The 21904-nt window shown below is 35.5% G+C and carries 23 protein-coding genes and 1 tRNA gene; 13 read left to right on the forward strand and 11 right to left on the reverse strand.

The features are described 5' to 3' along the window. Nucleotides 1-51: 51 nt before the first annotated feature. Nucleotides 52-414: a BlaI/MecI/CopY family transcriptional regulator gene (locus AC2S94_RS00745; protein ID WP_484629610.1), complete on the forward strand. Its 363-nt coding sequence runs from the start codon at nt 52-54 to the stop codon at nt 412-414. After that, nucleotides 414-2633, forward strand: a complete 2220-nt coding sequence (locus AC2S94_RS00750) for a M56 family metallopeptidase (protein ID WP_484629611.1) — start codon at nt 414-416, stop codon at nt 2631-2633. Before AC2S94_RS00745 ends, AC2S94_RS00750 begins: the two co-directional genes overlap by 1 nt. 253 nt (nt 2634-2886) lie before the next feature. On the opposite strand, the gene AC2S94_RS00755 is transcribed toward AC2S94_RS00750, so the two are convergent. Together AC2S94_RS00755 and AC2S94_RS00760 are read right to left on the reverse strand one after the other, a co-directional pair. Beyond that, nucleotides 2887-3402 (reverse strand): adenine phosphoribosyltransferase, encoded by a 516-nt coding sequence (locus AC2S94_RS00755; RefSeq protein ID WP_484629612.1) that lies wholly within the window; start codon nt 3400-3402, stop codon nt 2887-2889. A 9-nt stretch (nt 3403-3411) separates the two neighbouring features. After that, nucleotides 3412-4065 carry a DUF2461 domain-containing protein gene (locus tag AC2S94_RS00760; RefSeq protein WP_484629613.1) on the reverse strand — a complete coding sequence of 218 codons (654 nt, stop codon included), beginning with the start codon at nt 4063-4065 and terminating at the stop codon, nt 3412-3414. A 178-nt stretch (nt 4066-4243) separates the two neighbouring features. Between AC2S94_RS00760 and AC2S94_RS00765 the strand changes: the two genes are divergently transcribed. From AC2S94_RS00765 to AC2S94_RS00790, 6 genes are all read left to right on the forward strand, one after another. Continuing rightward, nucleotides 4244-4591 carry a hypothetical protein gene (locus AC2S94_RS00765; RefSeq protein ID WP_484629614.1) on the forward strand — a complete coding sequence of 116 codons (348 nt, stop codon included), beginning with the start codon at nt 4244-4246 and terminating at the stop codon, nt 4589-4591. Between the two features lie 405 nt (nt 4592-4996). Beyond that, complete coding sequence (locus AC2S94_RS00770) at nt 4997-5554, forward strand: DinB family protein (protein ID WP_484629615.1); 558 nt, start codon at nt 4997-4999, stop codon at nt 5552-5554. A 298-nt stretch (nt 5555-5852) separates the two neighbouring features. Beyond that, on the forward strand, nt 5853-7115 hold the full coding sequence (locus AC2S94_RS00775) for a sensor histidine kinase (protein WP_484629616.1): 1263 nt from the start codon (nt 5853-5855) through the stop codon (nt 7113-7115). Beyond that, on the forward strand, nt 7105-7809 hold the full coding sequence (locus tag AC2S94_RS00780; RefSeq protein ID WP_484629617.1) for a response regulator transcription factor: 705 nt from the start codon (nt 7105-7107) through the stop codon (nt 7807-7809). Before AC2S94_RS00775 ends, AC2S94_RS00780 begins: the two co-directional genes overlap by 11 nt. A 68-nt stretch (nt 7810-7877) precedes the next feature. Continuing rightward, nucleotides 7878-8810, forward strand: coding sequence for a glycosyltransferase family 2 protein (locus AC2S94_RS00785; RefSeq protein ID WP_484629618.1), 933 nt, complete (start codon nt 7878-7880; stop codon nt 8808-8810). Nucleotides 8811-8970: 160 nt separating this feature from the next. After that, the gene (locus AC2S94_RS00790; RefSeq protein ID WP_484630880.1) at nt 8971-9186 is read left to right on the forward strand and encodes a helix-turn-helix domain-containing protein; all 216 of its coding nucleotides are present in this window, start codon (nt 8971-8973) and stop codon (nt 9184-9186) included. Between the two features lie 843 nt (nt 9187-10029). Here AC2S94_RS00790 and AC2S94_RS00795 read toward each other — a convergent pair. From AC2S94_RS00795 to AC2S94_RS00820, 6 genes are all read right to left on the reverse strand, one after another. Next, nucleotides 10030-10103: transfer RNA gene (locus AC2S94_RS00795), tRNA-Arg, on the reverse strand. 86 nt (nt 10104-10189) lie between these two features. Further along, entirely contained in the window at nt 10190-10465 is a 276-nt protein-coding gene (locus tag AC2S94_RS00800; protein ID WP_484630881.1) for an ATP-dependent Clp protease adaptor ClpS, read from the reverse strand. 59 nt (nt 10466-10524) lie between these two features. Further along, nucleotides 10525-11358, reverse strand: coding sequence for a 50S ribosomal protein L11 methyltransferase (gene prmA / locus AC2S94_RS00805; RefSeq protein WP_484629619.1), 834 nt, complete (start codon nt 11356-11358; stop codon nt 10525-10527). Nucleotides 11359-11360: 2 nt separating this feature from the next. Next, nucleotides 11361-12113: a triose-phosphate isomerase gene (tpiA, locus tag AC2S94_RS00810; RefSeq protein ID WP_484629620.1), complete on the reverse strand. Its 753-nt coding sequence runs from the start codon at nt 12111-12113 to the stop codon at nt 11361-11363. A 151-nt stretch (nt 12114-12264) separates the two neighbouring features. Next, nucleotides 12265-13359 carry a BT_3928 family protein gene (locus AC2S94_RS00815; protein WP_484629621.1) on the reverse strand — a complete coding sequence of 365 codons (1095 nt, stop codon included), beginning with the start codon at nt 13357-13359 and terminating at the stop codon, nt 12265-12267. Nucleotides 13360-13363: 4 nt separating this feature from the next. After that, nucleotides 13364-13924: a DUF1599 domain-containing protein gene (locus AC2S94_RS00820; RefSeq protein ID WP_484630882.1), complete on the reverse strand. Its 561-nt coding sequence runs from the start codon at nt 13922-13924 to the stop codon at nt 13364-13366. An 85-nt stretch (nt 13925-14009) separates the two neighbouring features. On the opposite strand from AC2S94_RS00820, the gene folP reads away from it, so the two are divergent. From folP to AC2S94_RS00835, 3 genes are read left to right on the forward strand one after another with little or no spacing between them, the layout of a single operon-like run. Beyond that, nucleotides 14010-14834 (forward strand): dihydropteroate synthase, encoded by an 825-nt coding sequence (gene folP / locus AC2S94_RS00825; protein WP_484629622.1) that lies wholly within the window; start codon nt 14010-14012, stop codon nt 14832-14834. A 37-nt stretch (nt 14835-14871) separates the two neighbouring features. Continuing rightward, nucleotides 14872-15645 carry a diadenylate cyclase CdaA gene (cdaA, locus tag AC2S94_RS00830; protein WP_484629623.1) on the forward strand — a complete coding sequence of 258 codons (774 nt, stop codon included), beginning with the start codon at nt 14872-14874 and terminating at the stop codon, nt 15643-15645. An 11-nt stretch (nt 15646-15656) separates the two neighbouring features. Continuing rightward, on the forward strand, nt 15657-16427 hold the full coding sequence (locus AC2S94_RS00835) for a DUF3667 domain-containing protein (RefSeq protein WP_484629624.1): 771 nt from the start codon (nt 15657-15659) through the stop codon (nt 16425-16427). Here the strand turns inward: AC2S94_RS00835 and AC2S94_RS00840 are convergent. Both AC2S94_RS00840 and truA read right to left on the reverse strand, forming a co-directional pair. Continuing rightward, complete coding sequence (locus AC2S94_RS00840; protein WP_484629625.1) at nt 16424-18190, reverse strand: ABC transporter ATP-binding protein; 1767 nt, start codon at nt 18188-18190, stop codon at nt 16424-16426. The genes AC2S94_RS00835 and AC2S94_RS00840 overlap by 4 nt on opposite strands. After that, nucleotides 18191-18937: a tRNA pseudouridine(38-40) synthase TruA gene (gene truA, locus AC2S94_RS00845; RefSeq protein WP_484629626.1), complete on the reverse strand. Its 747-nt coding sequence runs from the start codon at nt 18935-18937 to the stop codon at nt 18191-18193. Nucleotides 18938-19043: 106 nt separating this feature from the next. On the opposite strand from truA, the gene AC2S94_RS00850 reads away from it, so the two are divergent. Then, entirely contained in the window at nt 19044-19532 is a 489-nt protein-coding gene (locus tag AC2S94_RS00850; protein WP_484629627.1) for a metallophosphoesterase family protein, read from the forward strand. 62 nt (nt 19533-19594) lie between these two features. Here the strand turns inward: AC2S94_RS00850 and AC2S94_RS00855 are convergent, their stop codons facing one another. After that, complete coding sequence (locus tag AC2S94_RS00855) at nt 19595-20005, reverse strand: DUF4293 domain-containing protein (RefSeq protein WP_484629628.1); 411 nt, start codon at nt 20003-20005, stop codon at nt 19595-19597. A 192-nt stretch (nt 20006-20197) separates the two neighbouring features. Here AC2S94_RS00855 and rho point away from each other — a divergent pair, with 192 nt between their 5' ends. Then, nucleotides 20198-21829, forward strand: coding sequence for a transcription termination factor Rho (rho, locus tag AC2S94_RS00860; RefSeq protein ID WP_484629629.1), 1632 nt, complete (start codon nt 20198-20200; stop codon nt 21827-21829). Nucleotides 21830-21904 lie beyond the last annotated feature (75 nt).

Raw genomic sequence — 21904 nt, forward strand, 5'->3', positions numbered from 1 at the left:
CTATTTTTTTCGTTACATTTGAAAACAGAATCAACATTTTTTTAAAATCTGATGGAGAAATTAACTAACAAGGAAGAAGAGATCATGAGAGTTCTCTGGGACCTGGAAAAAGCTTTCGTAAAAGAAGTATTGCCCGAGCTTCAGGATCAGAAATTGCATTACAATACCGTTTCTACCATAATTAGAAATCTGGAGGAGAAAGGTTATGTTTCTCATAAAGCGTTTGGGAAAACCCATCAGTATTTCCCGATTGTGAGCAAAGAAAAATACAGGAAGCAGTTCATGAACATGGCGACTAAAAGATTTTTTGATAATTCTTTCAAGAACGTAGTTTCCTATTTCGCGAAAGAAGAAAAAATTAGTGCCGAAGAACTTAGAGAAATTCTGGACATCATCGAAAAAGAAAAGAAATAATGGAAAATTTTTTAATATATCTTCTCAAAGCTTCTGGTCTACTCTCCATCTTTTACCTAAGCTACCTTTTGTTGCTAAAAAAAGAAACTTCTTTTCAGCTGAATAGAAAATTCTTGCTTGGCGGACTGATAATTTCGGGTATTCTTCCGGCGATTTATTTCACTAAAAAAGTATATATACAGGCAAGTTCAAAGCCATTTGAATTTATAATGGATTCTTCTGAAGTTTCTCTTGCTCCTGTCGAAAATACTATTGATTGGTGGCAAATAGCTGCTATTTCATACCTTATCATAACCGGTTTTTTCCTTTTACGACTTTCGATACAGCTATTTTCAGTTTTCAATATTCTAGTTTCAAATAGTTTCAGAAATATTTCTGGATTGAAATATCTAGAAACCTCAGAAAATCAGTTACCATTCTCATTTTTCAATTTTATCATATTTAATCCGGAAAAACATTCTCACAAAGATCTTGAGCTGATTCTTGATCATGAACGAGTTCATGCGCGACAAGTGCATTCCTTTGATATTCTTTTAGCCAACTTGGTGAGCTGCGTTCTTTGGTTCAATCCTTTTACCTGGCTTTACAAAAAAACTATAGAGGAAAACCTGGAATTTATCGCAGACCGTGAGACGGTAAGAAATAGTTCTGAAATCAAGGAATACCAGAAAGCACTGGTTAAAGTTTCCATTGCCGATCTAAAACCAGCTCTTACTAATCATTTTTATCAATCATTTATCAAAAAACGAATTCTTATGTTAAACAGAAAGTCATCAACAAGCAATCCAACATGGAAGTTAAGCCTGGTAATGCCTTTACTTCTTGCTTTCATGCTACTTTTTAATGTAAAGACAGAAGCCAGTATTCTTGATGTTGAAATTTCATCCCCAGTAGATGTAAGTCGCTCTCAGGAAGTTGGAAAATCAATTAAAATAGGACCTAGAACTACGGAAGAAAGCTTAGATAAATTAGGAAGCTTTTTTGAGGATGAGGGAATTGTACTCAAGTTCACTAACGTCAAGTATAATGATGGAAACATTACAAGTATCAATTCTTCACTCACAAATCCGGTTAAAGGAATTACCAGAAACTATAATCAGGCAAGCAGTTCTGGAATCAAACCTTTTGAAGTTTTTCTAAATAAGGACGGTAGTATGGGTTATAGAACTCTTGAGGAAGCTGTAGTTGATAAGACAGTGACCTCAACGATGGATATTCAGCAACAATTTAGAGAAATTGGAGAGAATCCATTGTACATCATCGATGGAAAACCGGTGCAAACCTCAGCTCTTAAAGGAAAGTATATTAAATTAAACGGACCTATAACTGTTCTAACCGGAGTTAAATCTACCGCGCTTTATGGTTCCCGCGGAAAAGACGGTTCTATCCTAATTACCGATGGCGAAATTCTAAATTCTCTATTCGACGATCCTTCTTTTAAGAAAAGTAAAAGTTTTAGTCAGAATTACATTTCTATTAATGAAAATGGAAAACCATCGTCTGTGAGTGCCAATACCAGCATTAATTCAGAAGAAGAAAATAATAATTGGAAGACCAGCCCTAAAGTTGAAGTTACCCGTATTGAATTTTCTACAGATGAAACCGACGAAATCAAGGAAACTCTGTCCTCAAAAAGTAGTATAGGAACAATTGGCTATCAAAATATTTCCAAGCCTTCAGAGAAAAAGCACGGTTTAACCGATAAGGACGATATTTTTATAAATCTAGATAAAAGTAGTCCTCAGCAAGAAAAGCCATTGATAGTATTGAATGGAAATGTGCAGGATGCAGATTATGACGTAGACATTATCGAACCTGAAAATATTGCTAGAGTCAACGTTTTAAAAGGAACCGGTGCTATCAAGAAATATGGCAAAAAAGGTGGACCTGGCGTTATAGAAATTATCACCAAGGACCACGCAGGAAACTATACAAAAAGCGGAGATATAAAGATGCACGTATTGCACAAAAATCAGGATGACGAAAGTCTTAAAAGACTTCAAAAAATGATTAAAAAAGATGCAAACATAGATGCAAAATTTTCAAACGTGAAGAGAAATTCTGATGGTATTATTACAGTAATCATGGTCAAAGCGGAAACCAAATCTGGCAAAAAATCCAGCGCTACCTTCAGTAATTCTGAAGGAATCCCGATGATTGCCATAGGACTAGACAGTAAAGAACGTTTAATTATTACAAGTCAATACGATGACAAATAGACTGAGAAAATCTTAATTTAAGTTTAAAAAGCCGCTCTACCGCGGCTTTTTAAGTATCTGGATATTAATTATTTGATATATTTGATGGTAAACCAACCTAAATGAAAAAACAAATCTTTAAAAGTCTAGCAAAACTCAATAAAAAAATACTTCCCAAATATTCCACAGATGAAGATTTTGATCTTAGAAAAGCAAGCAAGTTTCAAATGGCTATTATAGGATGGAAATTATGGGTCACAAAGAACTCCCTAGATTAGGAATATTTGATCAATGACGAGATTGAGCGATCTCCAAGTTTTTCAATTCCCTTTAAAAATTCCAGCTCGACAAGAAAATTACATTGCACGATCTCGCCACCACAATTTTCGATTAGTTTACAAGTCGCCGCAGCTGTTCCGCCTGTTGCCAGGACATCATCATGTAGCAAAACTTTTTCTCCTTTTTTAATGGCATCTTCATGAATTTCTAAGGTATCACTACCATATTCAAGATCATAAGTTTCGGCATAGGTTTTATAAGGCAGCTTTCCGGGTTTGCGTACAGGTATGAAACCAGCTTTTAATTTTTCCGCTAGTAGCGTGGCAAAGAAAAATCCACGTGATTCGATTCCTACTACCTTATCAATTCTTCCGTGGGGAAGATTATTCATAAATAGTTTTACTGCTAAATTCATTGCCTCCGGATCCAGCAAAAGAGGAGTGATATCCTTATAACTAATTCCTTTTTTTGGAAAATCTGGAATTTCCCTTATATAAGATTTTAATTCCATGTATCTATTTTAAACAGTTATCGCCTTATTTAAGTAATTTCTGAAAGGTAGCATTTCCTTATAGATATCAATCAGCTTCTCCTGAAAATCATCCTGCATGATTTCCTTCTGGGTAAGCGAATGGGTAACGGCAAAACTTTTATGGCGAAGTAATTCAATATATTCATGATCCTGAGAATAACCTTTTGGAGCAGTCTTTAGCTTTTCTTCATCCATTAAGCCACCAAAATAGTTTTTGAATGATTTTTTACCGATGATCTTTCTGAATTCAGCTCCATTATAATCTATGGCAGCGCGAATGCTATCCAGTTTTTCCTTTTTGGGTTTGTAGATTCCTCCTGCTACAAAACTCTCATTAATTCCAATATGTATATAAAAATCACCTTTCCCCTTCTCTTTATCCAGTCCGGCACCAAAATGATCTTTATAGACCGGTTTGTTTGGATGATATAATAGATTATTATTAATGCGATTAATTGCCTGCTTCCCTGTAGTTGGAGAATACCCAGAATCTACCCTCGCGAGTTTTAGATCCATTTCATTTAACCAGTCAATATAAAAATCTCTCACTTCAAAATACTCATCCCTGTGAGCATCCATCCATTCTTTATGATTGTTCTTATTTAATTCCCTCAGGAAATTGAAAAGTTTGTAAAAGCTCATTTTTTATTTAAAGATATTAAACTCTTCTTAGAAACTGTAATTACAGGGTTTTCACGATTTACGCTAATCAAAAATTAATCAAACAAATTGATTTTCAACTGATTGAATCCATTTAATAAGCTTTAGCGTTAATTCTTATTAGTGAATTCAATTATATTTAATTCTAAATCCAACCGCCATGAAATATCAAAAGCTCGGAGATGATTGCTATACTCCGGAAAAATCAGGATTACCTTTAAAGAATAAGAATAACATTAAATTCAATTATTATCTATCGAGCAGGATAAATGGCAATCTCATAGATCTTGATATCACTTCTAAATTATTCCATGAGGATGAAATGTATATCAGGAAATCCTGTTATCGTGTTAAACTCAGATCTATAGAAAATTGTGTGAAAAACAATACCGTAGATCATATGATAAGCCTTGGAATGGATAGCGATAATATTCCTGCTTCATTAATAAGCAATGATTTTAAATATCAAAGGCAAAAGTTGTCTAAGAAAGATGCTTTTAGTGATTAGCTTTTACCCTTCGGTGAAGAAACCCTTCCAATACTGGCGGGGTTTTCTTTTTTTAAAAGTATTTTAATTTTTTACTGAATTCGATTCAGATTTAAATAATTGAATATTGTTCTTTAAAGCCAATTTTAATAAAACAATTTTAATCAAAATTAATAAACATATTTAAGGCCGACGCTCTGATAACTAATGCTGAGATAAACGGAGCTATCATCCACGAAAACAAAATCCAGGTTTATACTTTCGAAAGTTAGCCCAGATTTTCTATCATTGATTTTAGTCTTCAGGCAAGAAAAAAACCACAGTTTGGATTGAAATATATCCTCTCCATAAAACAATTTTTACACTTAAAAAAGCTCCTCTTATAAAGGGGCTTTTTTTATCTTTAATATTATCAAAATTCAGACTATGAAAGACTGGGCAATTGAAGTTGACAGGCTTACAGGAAAATTTCTCAACTCGTTTAGTCCGCTGAGTGAGGAAGATTTAAACTGGAAACCCTCACCAACCACCTGGAGCATTGCTGAGAATATGGAACATTTAATAATTCTGAACGAGTCTTATTTTCCCATTTTTGATAGGTTGCATAAAGGAAACTATAAACTTCCCTTTGTGGCGAAATTCGGATTCGTGGTGAAATTCTTTGGAAATCTTATCCTGAAATCTGTAAATCCTGACAGAAATAAGAAAATGAAAACATTTCCCATCTGGGAGCCGAAAAAAAGCATTTTTCCGAAAGAAATTTTGAACCGCTTTGAAGCGCATCAGCATAAACTAAAAGAAGAAATCCTAAAAGTCCAGGAACATACTAAAGAGAATGCGGTCATTTCATCTCCGGCAAATAAGAATATCGTTTACAAACTGGAAATGGCTTTTGAGATCTTAACCACTCATGAAGAGCGACATTATAATCAGGCAAATGAAGTATATGAACTTTTGAGAGTGAATAAGACAAGTCTTGCTTAAGGTCTATAAAAAATAAAGCTCCGGATGTACCAGAGCTTCACTTCGTTTTGATTCCAACTAAAACTTTATATTAATATTTCCCCTATTTGTAACAGGCGCTTTCTATTTTCTTCGAGCTAACTGAAAGTTCCACCTGTTCTTAATGATATGAGCAACTATTATTTATACTGCAATTTAAGACGAAACCACGTGCATTAATGGTAACAGGAAGTGAAAAAAGATTAATAAAAGGTTAATCAGATTAATAAAAACCAAACTAAGAGCTGAAAGCAAAAATTTTAGTAATATAGGATCGATTTTGAAAGCAAGGATCTTCTATATAGGCATATTTATAGTTTCAGTAGTTGGGCTATTCGTAGTGCAGTACCAGTATTTGAGAGTCGGACTCAATCTTGCCAGGATCCAGTTCGAGCAGAAACTGGAAAATATATCAGAAGAATTGAAGGAAGATTTCGGCAGTGAGAATGAACTAAGCTTCCTTGTAGCCAGTTCTTACAATAATCAAGGCTATTTCAGTTTGAGTGAAGATAGCCTTCAGGATGCTTCCCGACATTATATTTATGATTTTATTAAAAATAGGCTAAATAAAAACAAGGTTGAGACGGAGTTTTCATATCGATTATTTTCAAGGGATAGCCTAGTTAATTTAGCTTCTCCGGTAGACTTTAAGGAAACGGAAAACCTGATAAAGTTTCCGATCATTTTGGAAGGCTATCTTCCAGATATCCTGCAAAAAGATTTAATATTAGAACTACAATTCAGGGATCTTAATGCATATTTTTTATCTCAGCTAAAAGGATTACTTATTCCCGGTTTCATCTTTCTGGCAATTATAGTTTTTGTCATGATTTGGATGCTAAGATTATTTTTCTGGCAACGCGATCTTATCACTATTACCAACGACTTTATAAACAACCTTACACACGAATTAAAAACTCCTGTCTTTTCCATAGGAGTGGCAACTAAGATCCTTGAAAAGAATAGTAGCGAAGTACAACGCCCCATCATTGCCGAAATACGCAAACAGATTTCCCGTCTTAATGATCATATTGAACAGGTTCTGGGCTTGGCCAGTCTTGAGTCTAAAAATTTAATTAAGCTCGAAAAAATCGACCTTAAACCACAGCTTACAGAATGGTGCGAAGATTTTAAACGCCTTTCCGAGATCGAGAATTTAAATTTTGAATATGACATAAAGCCCGGAAATTATAACACTAAGGCAGCTCCATTTTATTTTGAGAATGCAATCTCCAACCTGCTGGACAATGCGAGAAAGTATTCTGAAGATCCTCAGATCAAACTAATTTCAGATTCAAACGAGAAAAATATCTCTATTAAAATAACAGATAATGGAAAGGGGATTTCTTTAAAAGATCAGAAACAAATATTTAAAAAATTCTATCGTGTTTCTGAGGGAGACCTGCATAAAACCAAAGGTTACGGACTTGGTTTAAGCTATGTTCAGCAAATAATTAAAAAGCATAGAGGAAAAATCAGCGTGTCCAGCGAATTAAATAAAGGCACTAAAATCACTATATTACTTCCTGTAGATGGAAAATAAGAATAAAATATTGCTGGTTGAAGATGATGATTCTCTGGGCTACTTGCTTTCGGAATATCTGAAGATAAAGAACTTTGAAGTTTCCTGGGCAAAGACGGGAAAGGAAGCTTTAAAAATGCTGAATGATCATAATTACCATTTGATCGTTCTGGATGTGAACCTGCCCGACATTGATGGATTTAGCCTGGCAAAAAAGATAAAATTAGAAAATTCACAAGCACCTTTTATTTTCCTAAGCGCCAGATCCCTAAAGGTGGATGTATTAAAAGGTTTTTCACTGGGTGCGATGGATTACCTAAAAAAACCTATTGATGAAGAAGAGCTAGTAACCAGAATTGAAGTACTTATCTCAAGGATGCACCCCGGAAATGAAGAAGGTAAGAAACCTGAATCAAATATGCATCAAATAGGTAATTATGTTTTTGATTCCAAAAATCAGAAATTAAAATTTCAGCATGAGTCTACCACTCTCACTGCCAGAGAAAATGAACTTTTATTATTTCTATTGAATAATCGAAATCAACTCTGCGCCCATAAAGATATTCTGGACCTGTTGTGGGGTAAAAATGATTATTTTAACCGGAAAAGCCTCAATGTTTTTATCTCCAGATTACGAAAGTATTTGAGTTCAGATCCCAAGATTGAAATCAAAAACCTGCATAAGAAAGGATTTATATTGCAGATAAATAATTAAAAAATTAGTTTACCTTATTTATACGTTATTCACAATTTCATCATGAAAATCTCAAATAGTTTATTAAAATGAATGGTTCGAGTATATTGATTTCAATAATCTTACCTACATATAATAGAGCAGATAAAATTCTTTCAGCAATAGATAGTGTAATTAATCAATCATATACAAATTGGGAATTGATTATTGTAGATGACGGTTCTACAGATGGTACTTATAAAACCATTGAGCCAAGAATAAAGGAAGATCCGAGAATAAGTTTTCATTATTTTAATACAAATCAAGGTGTATGTAAAGCACGAAACTACGGAATGGATTTATCCTCAGGCAGCTACATTACTTTTTTGGATTCGGATGATGAATTTTATCCCAATAAATTGAAAGCACAGCTAAATCATTTTAATAATACTCAAAATAAAAATTTAGGAATCGTTTCTTGCGGTGCCATTGATTTTATTAATGATAAAAAGTATAATCAAAGAATTCCTATAAAAAGGAAAAATTATTATACCAGTTTACTTGCAAAGAGAAAAAATATTGGAGCTGGAACTCCGTTTCTTATGGTCAAAAAAGATATAATCCGTAAAAGAAGGATACGATTTGATGAAAACCTCAAAGCCATGGAGGATTGGGATTTTGTTTTGCAAATTGTAAAATTTGCCGATTTTGAATACGTAAACGATTGCTTAGTAAAAGTAAACCATCATCATCAGGATAGGCTTTATAATTCGTACAACGCAAACCAGGCATTAGATTACCAATATTTGAAATACAAAAATTTACTTATAAGCATGCCAAAAGAACATAAAAGTTTTGTAAAAAATGCAGCCGCAATCAAATCATATCACATTTCAGTTGATGAAGCTATTCGGTTCACAGATTTAGGTATAGAGAACTGTTTGCGGATAAGGGATAAAATTGAACTATTATTCTTCAAATATTTAATTTTCAGTTTTCACTTTAAAATGTTAAAATTGTTTTATCTGAAATATTTTAAATAATCAAAAATAATTGAATTTGAGAAAAATTATAGAATATGGTAGATCAATTTTATTTTCCAATCATTTTTATTATCTGATTTTTTATTTTAGCATATTTTACTTTAACGAATTATCTAAATAATTATAATTCCAGCCTACTTATGGTTGAAGCCAATGATTAATTAAACTTTTATTATTTCTATTGAATAATCGAAATCAACTCTGCGCCCATAAAGATATTCTGGACCTATTGTGGGGTAAAAATGATTATTTCAACCGGAAAAGTCTCAATGTTTTTATCTCCAGATTACGAAAGTATTTGAGTTCAGATCCCAAGATTGAAATCAAAAACCTGCATAAGAAAGGATTTATATTGCAGATCGATGAACAAAAATGAATCTGACTTTTTCTACTTAAGAAAATATTTGATTTCAATTTCAATTTTCTGCTTAGTCACCCTATTTATCGATTAAAAGCATTTATTTACGACAAAAGACACTTTTTATTTGGCGATTATCAAATATTTAACAATATTTGAATACCCAAATCTTCTGACTATGAAAACTTTATCTCAAAAGGACGAGGAATTTAATAAGTTCTACACCTCGATGGAAAAAAAGGTTAGGATTATAAGGGGGGCAATTATATGTATAGGTCTTTTTACCATACTTATGGTTGCAATCTTTCGTTAAAGCTAACTTTTGAAAAATCCCTCATCGTCCAGGTGGGGGATTATTTTTCTTCTAAGTAGCAAATTATACCATAAAAGAGGTATTCCAATTTCCCTGATAATCTTCTAGATTTATAGAATTGATTTACACCTAAGTTTATGAAAAAATTAATTCAGCAGGATAGCGAGTTTAAAAAAGAATATGAAGAAGTTCAAAAAAGTATAAGAATATTGAGTGGATTGATTATCCTTGCTGCATTATCCCTTCTACTTTCCTCTATTTTTTTACTTTAAAACCTGTTTTATTTCTTCTCTTATCAACTTCAAATATCCCTTTAGTAATAATTTTTCGCTTTCAGATCTAATAATATTTCCAAAGCAAGGGAAAGCAAATCAATGATTTTCAATAAGGAAATTGGATTGATCCGGTGGAAAGCAGACCTCAAACCCTTTTAGGCACTTACTTATTGCAATTTTTAAAAATTGAATTGCAAGTGAAAAAATCTACTTGTAGATCAAATAAATGGAAATAAAAAATCCGCAACTTTCATTGCGGATTTTTACTTTTAGTGACCTCGGCAGGATTCAAACCTGCAACCTTCTGAGCCGTAATCAGATGCGCTATTCAGTTGCGCCACGAGGCCTTTAATTGCTGCTTTACTGTTCTGCAAAGCGGGTGCAAATATATTGTTTATTTTAAAATCTGAAAAGTTTAAATAGATTTTTTGCCCTAAATTATTTCTGCACTTAAACCAGCCTCAAGTAACTTGGAACATCTTGGCTTTAAGTCATCATAAGGCCCTGTTTTTACAGTGCACTTACCTTTATAATGAACGAGTATAGAACATTGTTCAGCTTGTTCCGGAGTGTGTTCACAAGCGTAGATTAGGGTTTCTATAACGTGATCAAAGGTATTGTAATCATCATTATACAATACGATCTCATTCTCTTTCTTTTCCTTGGTCTTTACTTCAACCTCTTCTAATAATTCTTCTTTTGTACTCATCATCTAAAATTTCTCTTGCTACATGACTTGGGTCAAAGATACAAATTATGCTAAAAACCTCAGCGCGAAAACTTTGCAGCTACCCAATCGTTTCTCTCGTAATTTTCCACAAAATCTAAACCAACCTCTTCGCAGGCTTTTTTAATTGCAGGAAGGTCACCTTCATAAAATCCGCTTAAAAATAAACTGCCATCGTTTTTCAGGCATTTCTCGTATACAGGCAAATCCCTCAGTAAAATATTACGGTTGATATTGGCTAGAATTGAATCGTATTCCCTACCTTCTAATAATTCTGCTCCGCCTTCTTCTACATTAATATGATCGCAATCATTCCTGTCAATATTTTCAAGTGTATTTAAATAGCACCAATTATCTATATCTATTGCATCAATAGTTTTAGCACCCTTTAATGCGGTTAGAATTGCCAGTACTCCTGTCCCGCATCCCATATCCAGCACACTTTTTCCTTCCCAATCGTTTTTGAGAATATGCTGGATCATCATATGAGTAGTTGCGTGATGACCGGTTCCAAAAGACATTTTAGGCTCGATCACAATATCGAATTCCACATCTGGTTTTTCATGAAATGGGGCTCTAACACTGCATTTTTCATCTACCATAATTGGCGTGAAATTCTTCTCCCACTCTTCATTCCAGTTAACCCTTTCAATTTCTTTCTGATCATAACTGATTTTGAAATCATCTGACTGAAGTATATGAACGTTTGCCAGAAGATCATCCTCATATTCCTCTTCCGGAATATAAGCTGTTATGCCATCGTCATTTTCTACAAAACTTTCAAATCCAAGGTAACCTAGTTCAGCAATCAGAATTTCAGAAGCCGGCTGAACCGGATCGATCTTAAACTGAAATTCAAAATAATTACCAGTCATTATTAAAATGAATTTACGATCTCAACAAAATCAACTGCATTAAGACTAGCTCCGCCAATAAGTCCGCCATCAACATCCTCTTTCGCAAAGATCTCCTTGGCATTATTAGGTTTTACGCTTCCACCGTAAAGAATAGAAGTATTTTCAGCAACTTCTTTTCCAACATTCTTATTTAAAAGCTCTCTTACGTGTTTATGCATTTCCTGAGCCTGTTCCGGGCTTGCAGTTTCTCCGGTTCCAATGGCCCAAACCGGTTCGTAAGCCAGGATGATATTTTTCCAGGCACTTTGCGGCAACTGAAAAAGACTTTCTTTTAATTGAGTTTCTACAAGTTCAAAATGTTTGTCATTCTTTCTGTCTTCCAGTTCTTCACCAAAACAAAAGATCACAGTCATTTCATTGTCTATAGCGGTTTGAACTTTTTTCGATAAAACCTCATTGGTTTCATTGAAATAAGCTCTCCTTTCACTGTGACCAATAATTACCGTATTAATCCCAATACTCTTCAGCATGCTCGCAGAAACTTCTCCGGTGTAGGCACCTTTCTCACTTTCATGCATATTCTGAGCGGCAACAATAATCGGCGTGTCTTTTAAAGCTTGAAAAGTTGGGTATAGATTCGTGAAAGACGGAGCAACCATCACTGTAGCCTCCGGTTCCTTTACCATTTGAAGTTTCAACTTGGTTAAAAGTTCTTCAGTTTGGGCAAGGTCGTTATTCATTTTCCAGTTTCCGGCAACTATATTATCTCTCATGATTTTATATTTTGGTTTGATAGTTCAATTTTAACCGATACCACAGGACATCAGCATAAAAGCAAATATAAGTAAAGGTTGATTGATTGAATCTTAAACCAAAGCTAAACCTTGAATTTTTAGCAAGTTTTCAACGACTTCCGGAAAAAATTTACAAATCAATATCTGAAGCGTCGAACCAGTGTTTTTTCTGAGTAATGGTTCCTTCATTTAAAGTAAGAAATCCTGGATTTGAACGCACGATAGTTTTTAAGGCTGTTTCATCTGTCTGATAAAATTCAAAGTTCAGATCATATTCCTCGATAAGTTCTTTCTGAAATTCTGAACCGGATGCCGTAAGCCCAACCACCATATAGCCTTTCTGAAGAGCATTTTCACTCAACGCTTTTACAGCTTCATAGCCGTCTCTTTCCGTAGAACGCAGATTATAAGCGACAATCATTAATACCTTCTCAGCCGATAAGACCTCATCTGTGATATCGCCATCTTCCCCTTCAATTACAAAATCATGGATTGGTGCAATTGCATTTTCGCCGGTTTGTGTGGTTTCAACACCTATGAATTCTCCTTCAACCTGAGGATATGCTCCATTATTCTGAATTATCTTTTCCTCACCATTCACCTCAAATTTCCAGTTATAAGTAACCTCGGCCATTTCAGCATCTTCGGGAAGCTGCATTTTTTCAGGAATATTATTCCCGACCTTATATGGTCTGAAATCAAATACGGGTAAATGCATCAACACATGGTAGCAAAATCCAAAACAAGCCATATAGCTGGCAAAAATGACCCATTTATGATACTTGGCGGGAAATATAGGATTAAGGTATTTTTGATTGAAGAAAATAATCAGAATAAGCACCAGCAAAATAATGTCTTTGTAAAAAGATTCCCAGGGAGTTAGCGGGATCGCATCTCCAAAGCATCCGCAATCTGTCACTTTGTTGAAATAAGCCGAATAAAAGGTTAGAAAAGTGAAGAATACGATCATTACCAGTAAACTCCAGCTGGTAAATTTTGGAGCGTAGCCAATTAATAACATAATTCCCAGGACTAGTTCAAATACCACAATTAGTATGGCTATCACCAATGCAAAGGGAATTAGAAACGGAATATCTAAAACCGGTTCACTAAAATATTCCTGCAATTTGTAAGAGAATCCTACCGGATCGTTCAGTTTTATAAAACCTGAAAAGATAAATAAAACTCCCACCAGGATCCTGGCGATACTTTCAATTGCTCTCATAATTTTATTTTTTTGCGGAAGCTTCTTCGGCCTCGCTAAAGTGAATCATCGCAAAAACAGAATAGTTGATCATATCCTGATAATTAGCGTCTATCCCTTCACTCACTAAAGTCTTCCCCTTATTATCTTCGATCTGTTTCACCCGAAGTAATTTCTGAATAATCAGGTCTGTTAGCGAACTGATCCTCATATCACGCCAGGCTTCTCCATAATCGTGATTTTTATTCATCATCAACTCCTTCGTTTCAGCCACTTTTTCATCATATAATTTGATCGCCTCTTCAGGATTAAGATCTGGTTGTACAGCGATACCTTTCTCTAACTGTATTAGCGCCATCACCGAATAGTTGATGATCCCGATAAATTCAGATTTTTCATCCTCATCCACCTTCCTTACATCACTTTCCTGAAGTTGTCTAATACGTTGTGCCTTGATAAAGATCTGGTCGGTAAGAGACGGCAGTCTTAAAATTCTCCAGGCACAGCCGTAATCTTTCATTTTATTTAGAAACAAACTGCGGCAGCCTTCAATCACCGCGTCGTATTGTTTTGAGGTATCCTGCATGAAGTAGTTGTAATTTCCGTAAATTTCGGGCAAATATTTCAGATAGTCAAAGTTATTTCCAGGCTATAAAAATCCGAAGCAGACTATGTTCATCAATTGCAAAGGCAGTTTAATAGATCTTTCCGAACCCAAAGTGATGGGGATCATCAATATTACACCCGATTCATTTTACAGCGGTAGCCGTGCAGCTTCGGAAAAAGAAATCCTGTCTAATGCAGAAAAAATGCTAACGGAAGGGGCTACTTTTCTGGATCTGGGAGCTTATAGTTCACGCCCGGGAGCCACAGACATTTCATTAAAAGAAGAATCAAAGCGAATGCTTCCAGCTATTGAAATAATCCTGAAAGAATTTCCAGAAGTATTTTTATCCATAGATACTTTCAGGGCTGATGTGGCCGAAAAAAGTCTTCAGGCTGGTGCCGCAATGATCAATGATATTTCAGCAGGAAAACTGGATGAAAAGATGTTACCGCTAATTGCAAAATACCAGGTTCCCTATATCATGATGCATATGAAGGGAACACCCCAAACCATGAAAGATCTCAATCAATATGAAGACCTGGTAGCCGATGTTCTTTTTTATTTTTCTGAAAGGATAAAAGCGGCTAGAGATCTTGGCATAAATGATATTATTGTAGATCCTGGTTTTGGATTTGCAAAAAACATCAAGCAGAATTATGAGCTTTTTTCGAAACTTGAACTTTTTAAAAACCTGGAGCTTCCCCTTTTGATCGGAATTTCCAGAAAAAGCATGATCTGGAAAAAATTAGGACAAACTGCTGAAGAAGCTTTAAACGGCACCAGCATTCTGAATACTGCGGCTCTAATGAAAGGAGCAAATATTTTGAGGGTTCATGATGTTAAGGAAGCAATGGAATGCGTCAAATTAACACGTGAATTGATAAACTAATTTTAGATTTTCTATTTTTACATAAAACCCCCGCAATTTGGACATCATAGATCTTCGAATTCTCGATATTCTGGATATTGTTTTTGTAGCACTCCTACTCTACTATGTTTATAAGCTGGTTAGAGGAACCGCGGCCGTAAACATTTTTATTGGTATCGTGGTAATTTATCTCGTCTGGCTGCTAACCCAGTTACTTCAGATGGAATTGCTGAGCAGCGTGCTGGGAGAATTTGTTGGAGTTGGAGTTTTTGCTTTGATCGTTGTTTTCCAGCAGGAGATCAGGAAATTTCTTTTAATGATAGGCTCTACCAATTTCACCCAGAAAGGAAGATTTTTCAGAAGTTTTAAATTTAGCAGAGACGACTTTGAATCTAAAATCAATGTAGAAGCGATCATAGATGCCTGTGAAACCATGGGTAAAACCTATACAGGAGCCTTGATGGTGATTCAGAAAAGCAATAAACTGGATTTTGTGAAGAATACAGGTGATAAAATGAAAATAGAATTGAATCAACCCATTATAGAATCGATTTTTTTTAAAAATAGCCCGTTACATGATGGCGCCATGGTAATAGAAGAAAATAAAATTACGGCAACCAGGGTGATCTTGCCAGTTTCTAACGATCGCTCCATACCGCTAAGATTTGGATTGAGACATCGCGCTGCTGTTGGAATTACTGAAAAAACCGATGCGCTGGCATTGGTGGTTAGTGAAGAAACAGGTCAGACTTCATATATCAAAGATGGTCAATTTGTGATGTTTGAAACAATGGAAGAATTAAAAGACCGGATCAAGGAAGATATCAGCTAATCTTTTTAAATATGTTCTGTAAGAATTGTGGAAACCAATTAAGCAATGACCAGAGCTACTGCCCAAAATGCGGTGCAAAGATTATTGAGAGGCGTTTAACCATCAATCATCTTTCTAATGAATTTTTTGAATCTTTCTGGAGTATAGATTCCAACAAACCGCTTCTTACTTTTCTAGACCTTTTTCGAAAACCTGTCCATGTTATTGATGGCTACATCAATGGCTTGCGCAAAAAGTATATCAATCCCTACGGTTATTTTACCATTGCCCTGACGCTTACCGGTATTCATACTTTTATAAACCTGAACTATTTTCCGGAATATCTGGGAAGTGGAGCTTTCCAGGCAAATGTAGGTGAACAGGATATTTCGAGGGAGGTTACCACGAAGATCCTGGAACACATGAATCTTCTTTTCTTTCTTTTCGTTCCAATGATTACAGTGTTTTCGAGGCTAATATTCCTGAAGAATAAGAAATACAATCTCGCAGAACACCTTATCATTCATTTATATGCTTACGCTCACATACACATTATCACTACGATCCTGATTATGTTTTCATTTTTCAGCGAAACAAGTTTCAGACTGATGAATTTTGTAAGTATCCCGATCTACGTGATCTATTACAGTTATGTCTTTAAAGGATTATATGAAATGAGCTGGTGGAAAACGTTTTTAAAAACCTTACTGTTCCTGTTTATTTTCGGAATATTCTTCCTCGGAATCGCTTCAGCAATGCTTATAGTTTACCTGAAGTATTTTTCTGATTTAAGGCTAACTTAGATCGCCTCTTCTTCCTTAAACTGAACTTCATAAAGTTTCCTGTAATATCCGTCAGTTTTTTGAAGTAATTGCTTGTGATTCCCAATTTCAACGATCTCACCCTGGTCCATTACAATGATCTTATCTGCCTTTTTAATAGTTGCCAGTCGGTGAGCGATCACGATAGAAGTTCTGCCTTCAGTAATCTTATCTGTAGCATCCTGGATCAATTGCTCGCTATAAGAATCTACGGAAGATGTAGCTTCATCGAGAACTAAAATACTAGGATTACTAACATAAGCCCTCAGGAAAGAAATCAACTGACGCTGTCCTGAAGATAACATCGCTCCTCTTTCCTTTACATTATAATAATATCCATTTGGAAGCGAACTGATAAAATCATGAATACCTATCTGCTTGGCAGCATTGATCACATCTTCATCAGAAATATCAGGATTGTCCAGATTTATATTGTTCATGATCGTATCGGCGAAAAGGAAAACATTTTGCAGAACCACCGCGATCTCAGCTCTTAAAGATCTTAACTGAATATCTTTAATGTTAGTGTTGTCCACTAAAATAGAACCACTGTCTATTTCGTAGAATCGGCTTAACAAATTGATGATCGTAGATTTCCCGGCACCAGTTGCTCCAACGATCGCTACCGTTTCACCGGGATTCACCTTAAACGAAATCCCTTTCAGCACTTCCTCATCTTCCACATAGCTAAAACGCACATTTTTAAATTCGATCTCTCCTTCCAAATTTCCTATTTCCAGCGTTCCGATATCTTCAATATTCGCATCGGTATCCAGAATATCAAAAACACGGTTTGCCGCCACCATCCCCATTTGGAGGGTATTGAATTTATCAGCGATCTGTCGTAATGGTCTGAATAACATCTGAGATAATTCAATAAAGGCCACTATAATACCCAGCGACATCTCATCTCCGGCCACCACGCGCAATCCACCAAACCACACGATCAAACCGATAGTGATGGAAGTGGACATTTCAGCAATAGGGAAGAAGATAGAGTTATACCATACGGTTTTCACCCATGCTTTTCTGTGTTTATCATTAATCTCTTTGAAATTGGCATATTCAGTTTTTTCTCTGGTAAAAAGCTGAACGATCTTCATTCCGGTTATTCGTTCCTGAACAAATGTATTGAGATTCGCCACCTGAGTCCTGACTTCTTCAAAAGCCAGTTTCATTTTTTTCTGAAATACCCTGGTCGCATAGATAATAAATGGCAAAACAGTAAGCACCAGCAAAGTGAGTTCCCAGCTTTTATAAAACATTACTCCAATCACCACAAGCATTTTTAAAAGGTCACTTATGATCATAAAAAGCCCCTGACTAAAGATACTGGCAATGGTTTCAATATCACTGACCGCACGGGTTACCAGCCTACCAACCGCAGACTTATCGTAATATTTCATACGGAAGCCCAGCATATGCCTAAAAAGCTTCACACGGATATCACGCACCACTTCCTGACCAAGCCAGTTTGCATAGTAGATAAAACAGAACTGGAAAAGGACTTCCAATACCAGCACGCCTAACATTAGGCTCACATAATAGATAAGACTGTCAAAATCTGCAGGAATCAGAGCCTGATCTACCGTTTCCTGTAGAAGGATAGGTCTTAGAACCGCAAATAATGAAACCAGGATGGCAGCGATTCCAACGAAATAAAATATTCGCTTATAAGGATTTGTGTATTTAAGCAAACGCTTAAACAGATCCATATCGAACGCATTTCCAGTATTTGATGCCATTTAATTAATTCTGATATTTTCAGGATAGGTGATCCTGGTTAAATATAATCCCTTTGCTGGAACCGAAGTCCCGGCTTCCCCCCTGTCTTCGCTCTTTATCACTTCATGCATATGAGAAACAGGATACTTGTTTTGTCCAATTTCGATCAGGGTTCCAACCACAGCCCGAACCATATTTCTCAAAAATCTATCTGCCGTAATATGAAAAACCAATTTATTTCCATCCTGCTTCCATATCGCTTCATCAATCCTACAATTGTAAGTTCTAACGTCTGTCCTGCTCTTTGAGAAGCATTTAAAATTGGTATACTCTTTCAAAATTTCAACCGCTTGGTTCATCTTATCTACATCCAGTTTATGTTTCAAAAACCAGGCAGAATCTTTACTGAAAGGATCCTTTTCCTGTACTATATGATACTCATAACTTCTGGCGGTAGCATCAAAACGTGCATGAGCCTCCTCATTTACCCGGAAAAACTCATGAACAGCAATATCTCTTGGAAGCATTGAATTCAGTTTGTACTTCATAAGTTCTGGATACAGAACTTCTTTTAAATCAAAATGAGCGAACATCTGCCTGGCATGAACACCAGAATCTGTTCTACCCGCTCCAACAATTTCTATAGATGAACGTAAAACTTTGCTTAAGTTCTTTTCCAGAACTTCCTGCACACTAATTGAATCTGGCTGATTTTGCCAGCCGTGATAGGCTTTTCCAAAATATGAGAGTTCTATAAAATACCTCAAGCTCCGCTTTATTTTTATATTAGCGAAATGCAAAGATAAGGCAATTATAGCAAGGAGAAAGCCTTTCCCAACCATCCTTTGTTAAACGAAAATTAAAAAATAAGATTTGAAGAAGATACTTTTACTTAGTGACACTCACTCACATATGGACGATCGGATTCTGCATTACGCAGAACAGGCAGATGAAATCTGGCATGCAGGAGATATTGGAAACCTTGAGGTGACAGACCAGCTACAAAAAATCAAGCCTCTGAAAGCAGTTTATGGCAATATTGACAACGCTGAGATCAGGAAAGAATTCCCACTGAATAACAGGTTTATGTGCGAGGAAGTTGATGTGTGGATCACTCACATTGGCGGTTACCCCGGCAAATACTCTCCCGCGATTAAAGAAGAAATTAAAAACGATCCTCCGAAAATATTTATTTCAGGACATTCACATATTCTAAAAGTGATGAACGATAAATCTTTAAAATTACTTCATATGAATCCAGGTGCGGCAGGCAAGCATGGATTTCATAAGAAAAGAACGATGTTAAGATTTAAAATAAATGGTAAGGATATTAGCGACCTGGAAGTTATAGAACTGGAATAATTAAAAAACCCGAAGCTTTCACTTCGGGTTTTTCACGCACTAATACTACTAAGATGATAGGCTTATCGTAATCGGTCCACAGATTTTACGAGATCTTCGTCCTTCTTGATGGCCTTATTGGCCAAAACAATAAAAACGATAGAAATAATAGGAAGAAACATCCCAATACCCTTCTCTGAAATATCCATTTCTCCAGGTAAAGTTAGAGACCAATAAACAAACACTCCTAGTAAAAAAAGGTTCAATATTATATTTAGTCGCCCCAGCACAAACTGGAGTTTTCTATTTTTAAACATAAAAATACTCACCAACGAAATAGCTGCTGAGCCAAGGAACATCCCTAACGCAATCAGCTGGTCCTGAGCATAAACTTCTTCGCCTGCTGAATTTGTCCAGAGCGAAAATACGAATATAAGACCTGCTGCCGTTATAGCTGCTAAAAGTAGGTAAATAGTTTGAATTCTTTGAAGCATATTTATTGCTGTTGCGGCACAAAAATAAAAGATTCTTTTTAGAATTACTGTGTAAAAGTTTAAAATAAAGTTGTATTATTGCAGGAACATTTCGTAACCCATTCAACGTTGGTTACTTAAGTCTCCAAAACTTTTTATTCTTCCTCGAGAAGTTTTTAAAATCAATCCAAAAAAAATTATTTAAACGTATTCATGTTTGAAATTTCAGAATTAAAAGCTAAAAAGCTTCCTGAACTTAAGGAAATTGCTCAAACGCTTAATGTTCCTAAGTACAAGACTTTGAAAAAATTAGATTTGGTGTATCAGATTCTGGATTACCAGGCATCAAATCCTAACAAAGTGAAAGAGGTTCTTACCGACGATAAAGAAGACCAGGCCACAGAAAAACCAAAAAAATCTGCAAAGATTGGTAGTGATAAAAAACCAGCCAAAGCTTCATCTAATCAAAAAACTTCTCACTCTAACAAGCCTTCAGGAAAAGATTCCTCTCATCCTTCTCAAAAAGATGACAAAAGGAATAACCCTGCTTCTAAAAACGATAGAGACAGAAGCCAGAACAATAAAAAAGACAATCGCGGTAGAAATGACAACCGCAATGATAATCGTAACGATAACAGGAATAACAATCGTAACGATAATCGAAATGATAATAAAAAGAATAACGGTAACCGTGATAACAGGAACCGTTATAAAGAACCAGATTACGAATTTGATGCTATCATTGAAAGCGAAGGTGTTCTTGACATCATGCAGGACAACTATGGTTTTCTAAGATCATCAGATTACAACTACCTAACCTCTCCTGATGATATTTATGTATCTCAGTCACAAATCAGACTTTTCGGACTTAAAACCGGAGATACCGTTCAGGGACAGATAAGACCACCGAAAGAAGGTGAAAAGTATTTCCCTCTTATCAAGATCAATAAGATCAATGGACTTGATCCGCAAGTGGTGAGAGACAGGGTTTCTTTTGAACATCTAACTCCACTTTTCCCAAAGGATAAATTCAATCTTGCTGAAAAGCAAAGTTCTATTTCTACGAGGGTAATGGATCTTTTTGCTCCTATTGGAAAAGGTCAGCGTGGTATGATCGTATCTCAACCGAAAACGGGTAAAACGATGCTTTTAAAGGATATCGCCAATGCAATTGCCGCGAATCATCCTGAAGTTTACCAAATTGTATTGCTTATTGATGAAAGACCTGAAGAGGTTACAGATATGCAACGTAATGTAAAAGGTGAAGTTGTTGCTTCTACTTTTGACAAAGAAGCTCATGAGCACGTTAGAGTTGCAAATATAGTACTGGAAAAAGCCAAGAGACTGGTAGAATGTGGTCATGATGTGGTAATTTTACTTGATTCAATTACCAGGCTTGCCAGAGCTTACAACACTGTTCAACCTGCAAGTGGTAAAGTATTAAGTGGTGGTGTAGATGCAAACGCGTTACATAAACCAAAAAGATTCTTTGGTGCTGCCCGTAATATTGAAAATGGCGGATCTTTATCTATTATAGCTACGGCTCTTACGGAGACCGGTTCTAAAATGGATGAAGTGATTTTCGAAGAATTTAAAGGAACTGGTAACATGGAACTTCAGTTAGACAGAAGAATTTCTAACAGAAGAATTTTCCCTGCTATCGACCTTGTTTCTTCAAGTACACGTAGAGATGATCTTCTACTAGATGACAATACAATTCAGCGTATGTGGGTACTTAGAAAGTATCTGGCTGACATGAATCCAGTTGAAGCGATGGAATTCATCAATGATAAAATTAAAAATACAAGGAATAATGAAGAGTTTTTAATCTCCATGAACGGTTAAAAAGCTTTTTTAAAACCCTACTTATAATGCGGCCGGAAGTTTTTACTTCCGGCCTTTTTATTTGCCTGAACCTGA

The sequence above is a fragment of the Christiangramia pacifica genome (assembly GCF_057221535.1).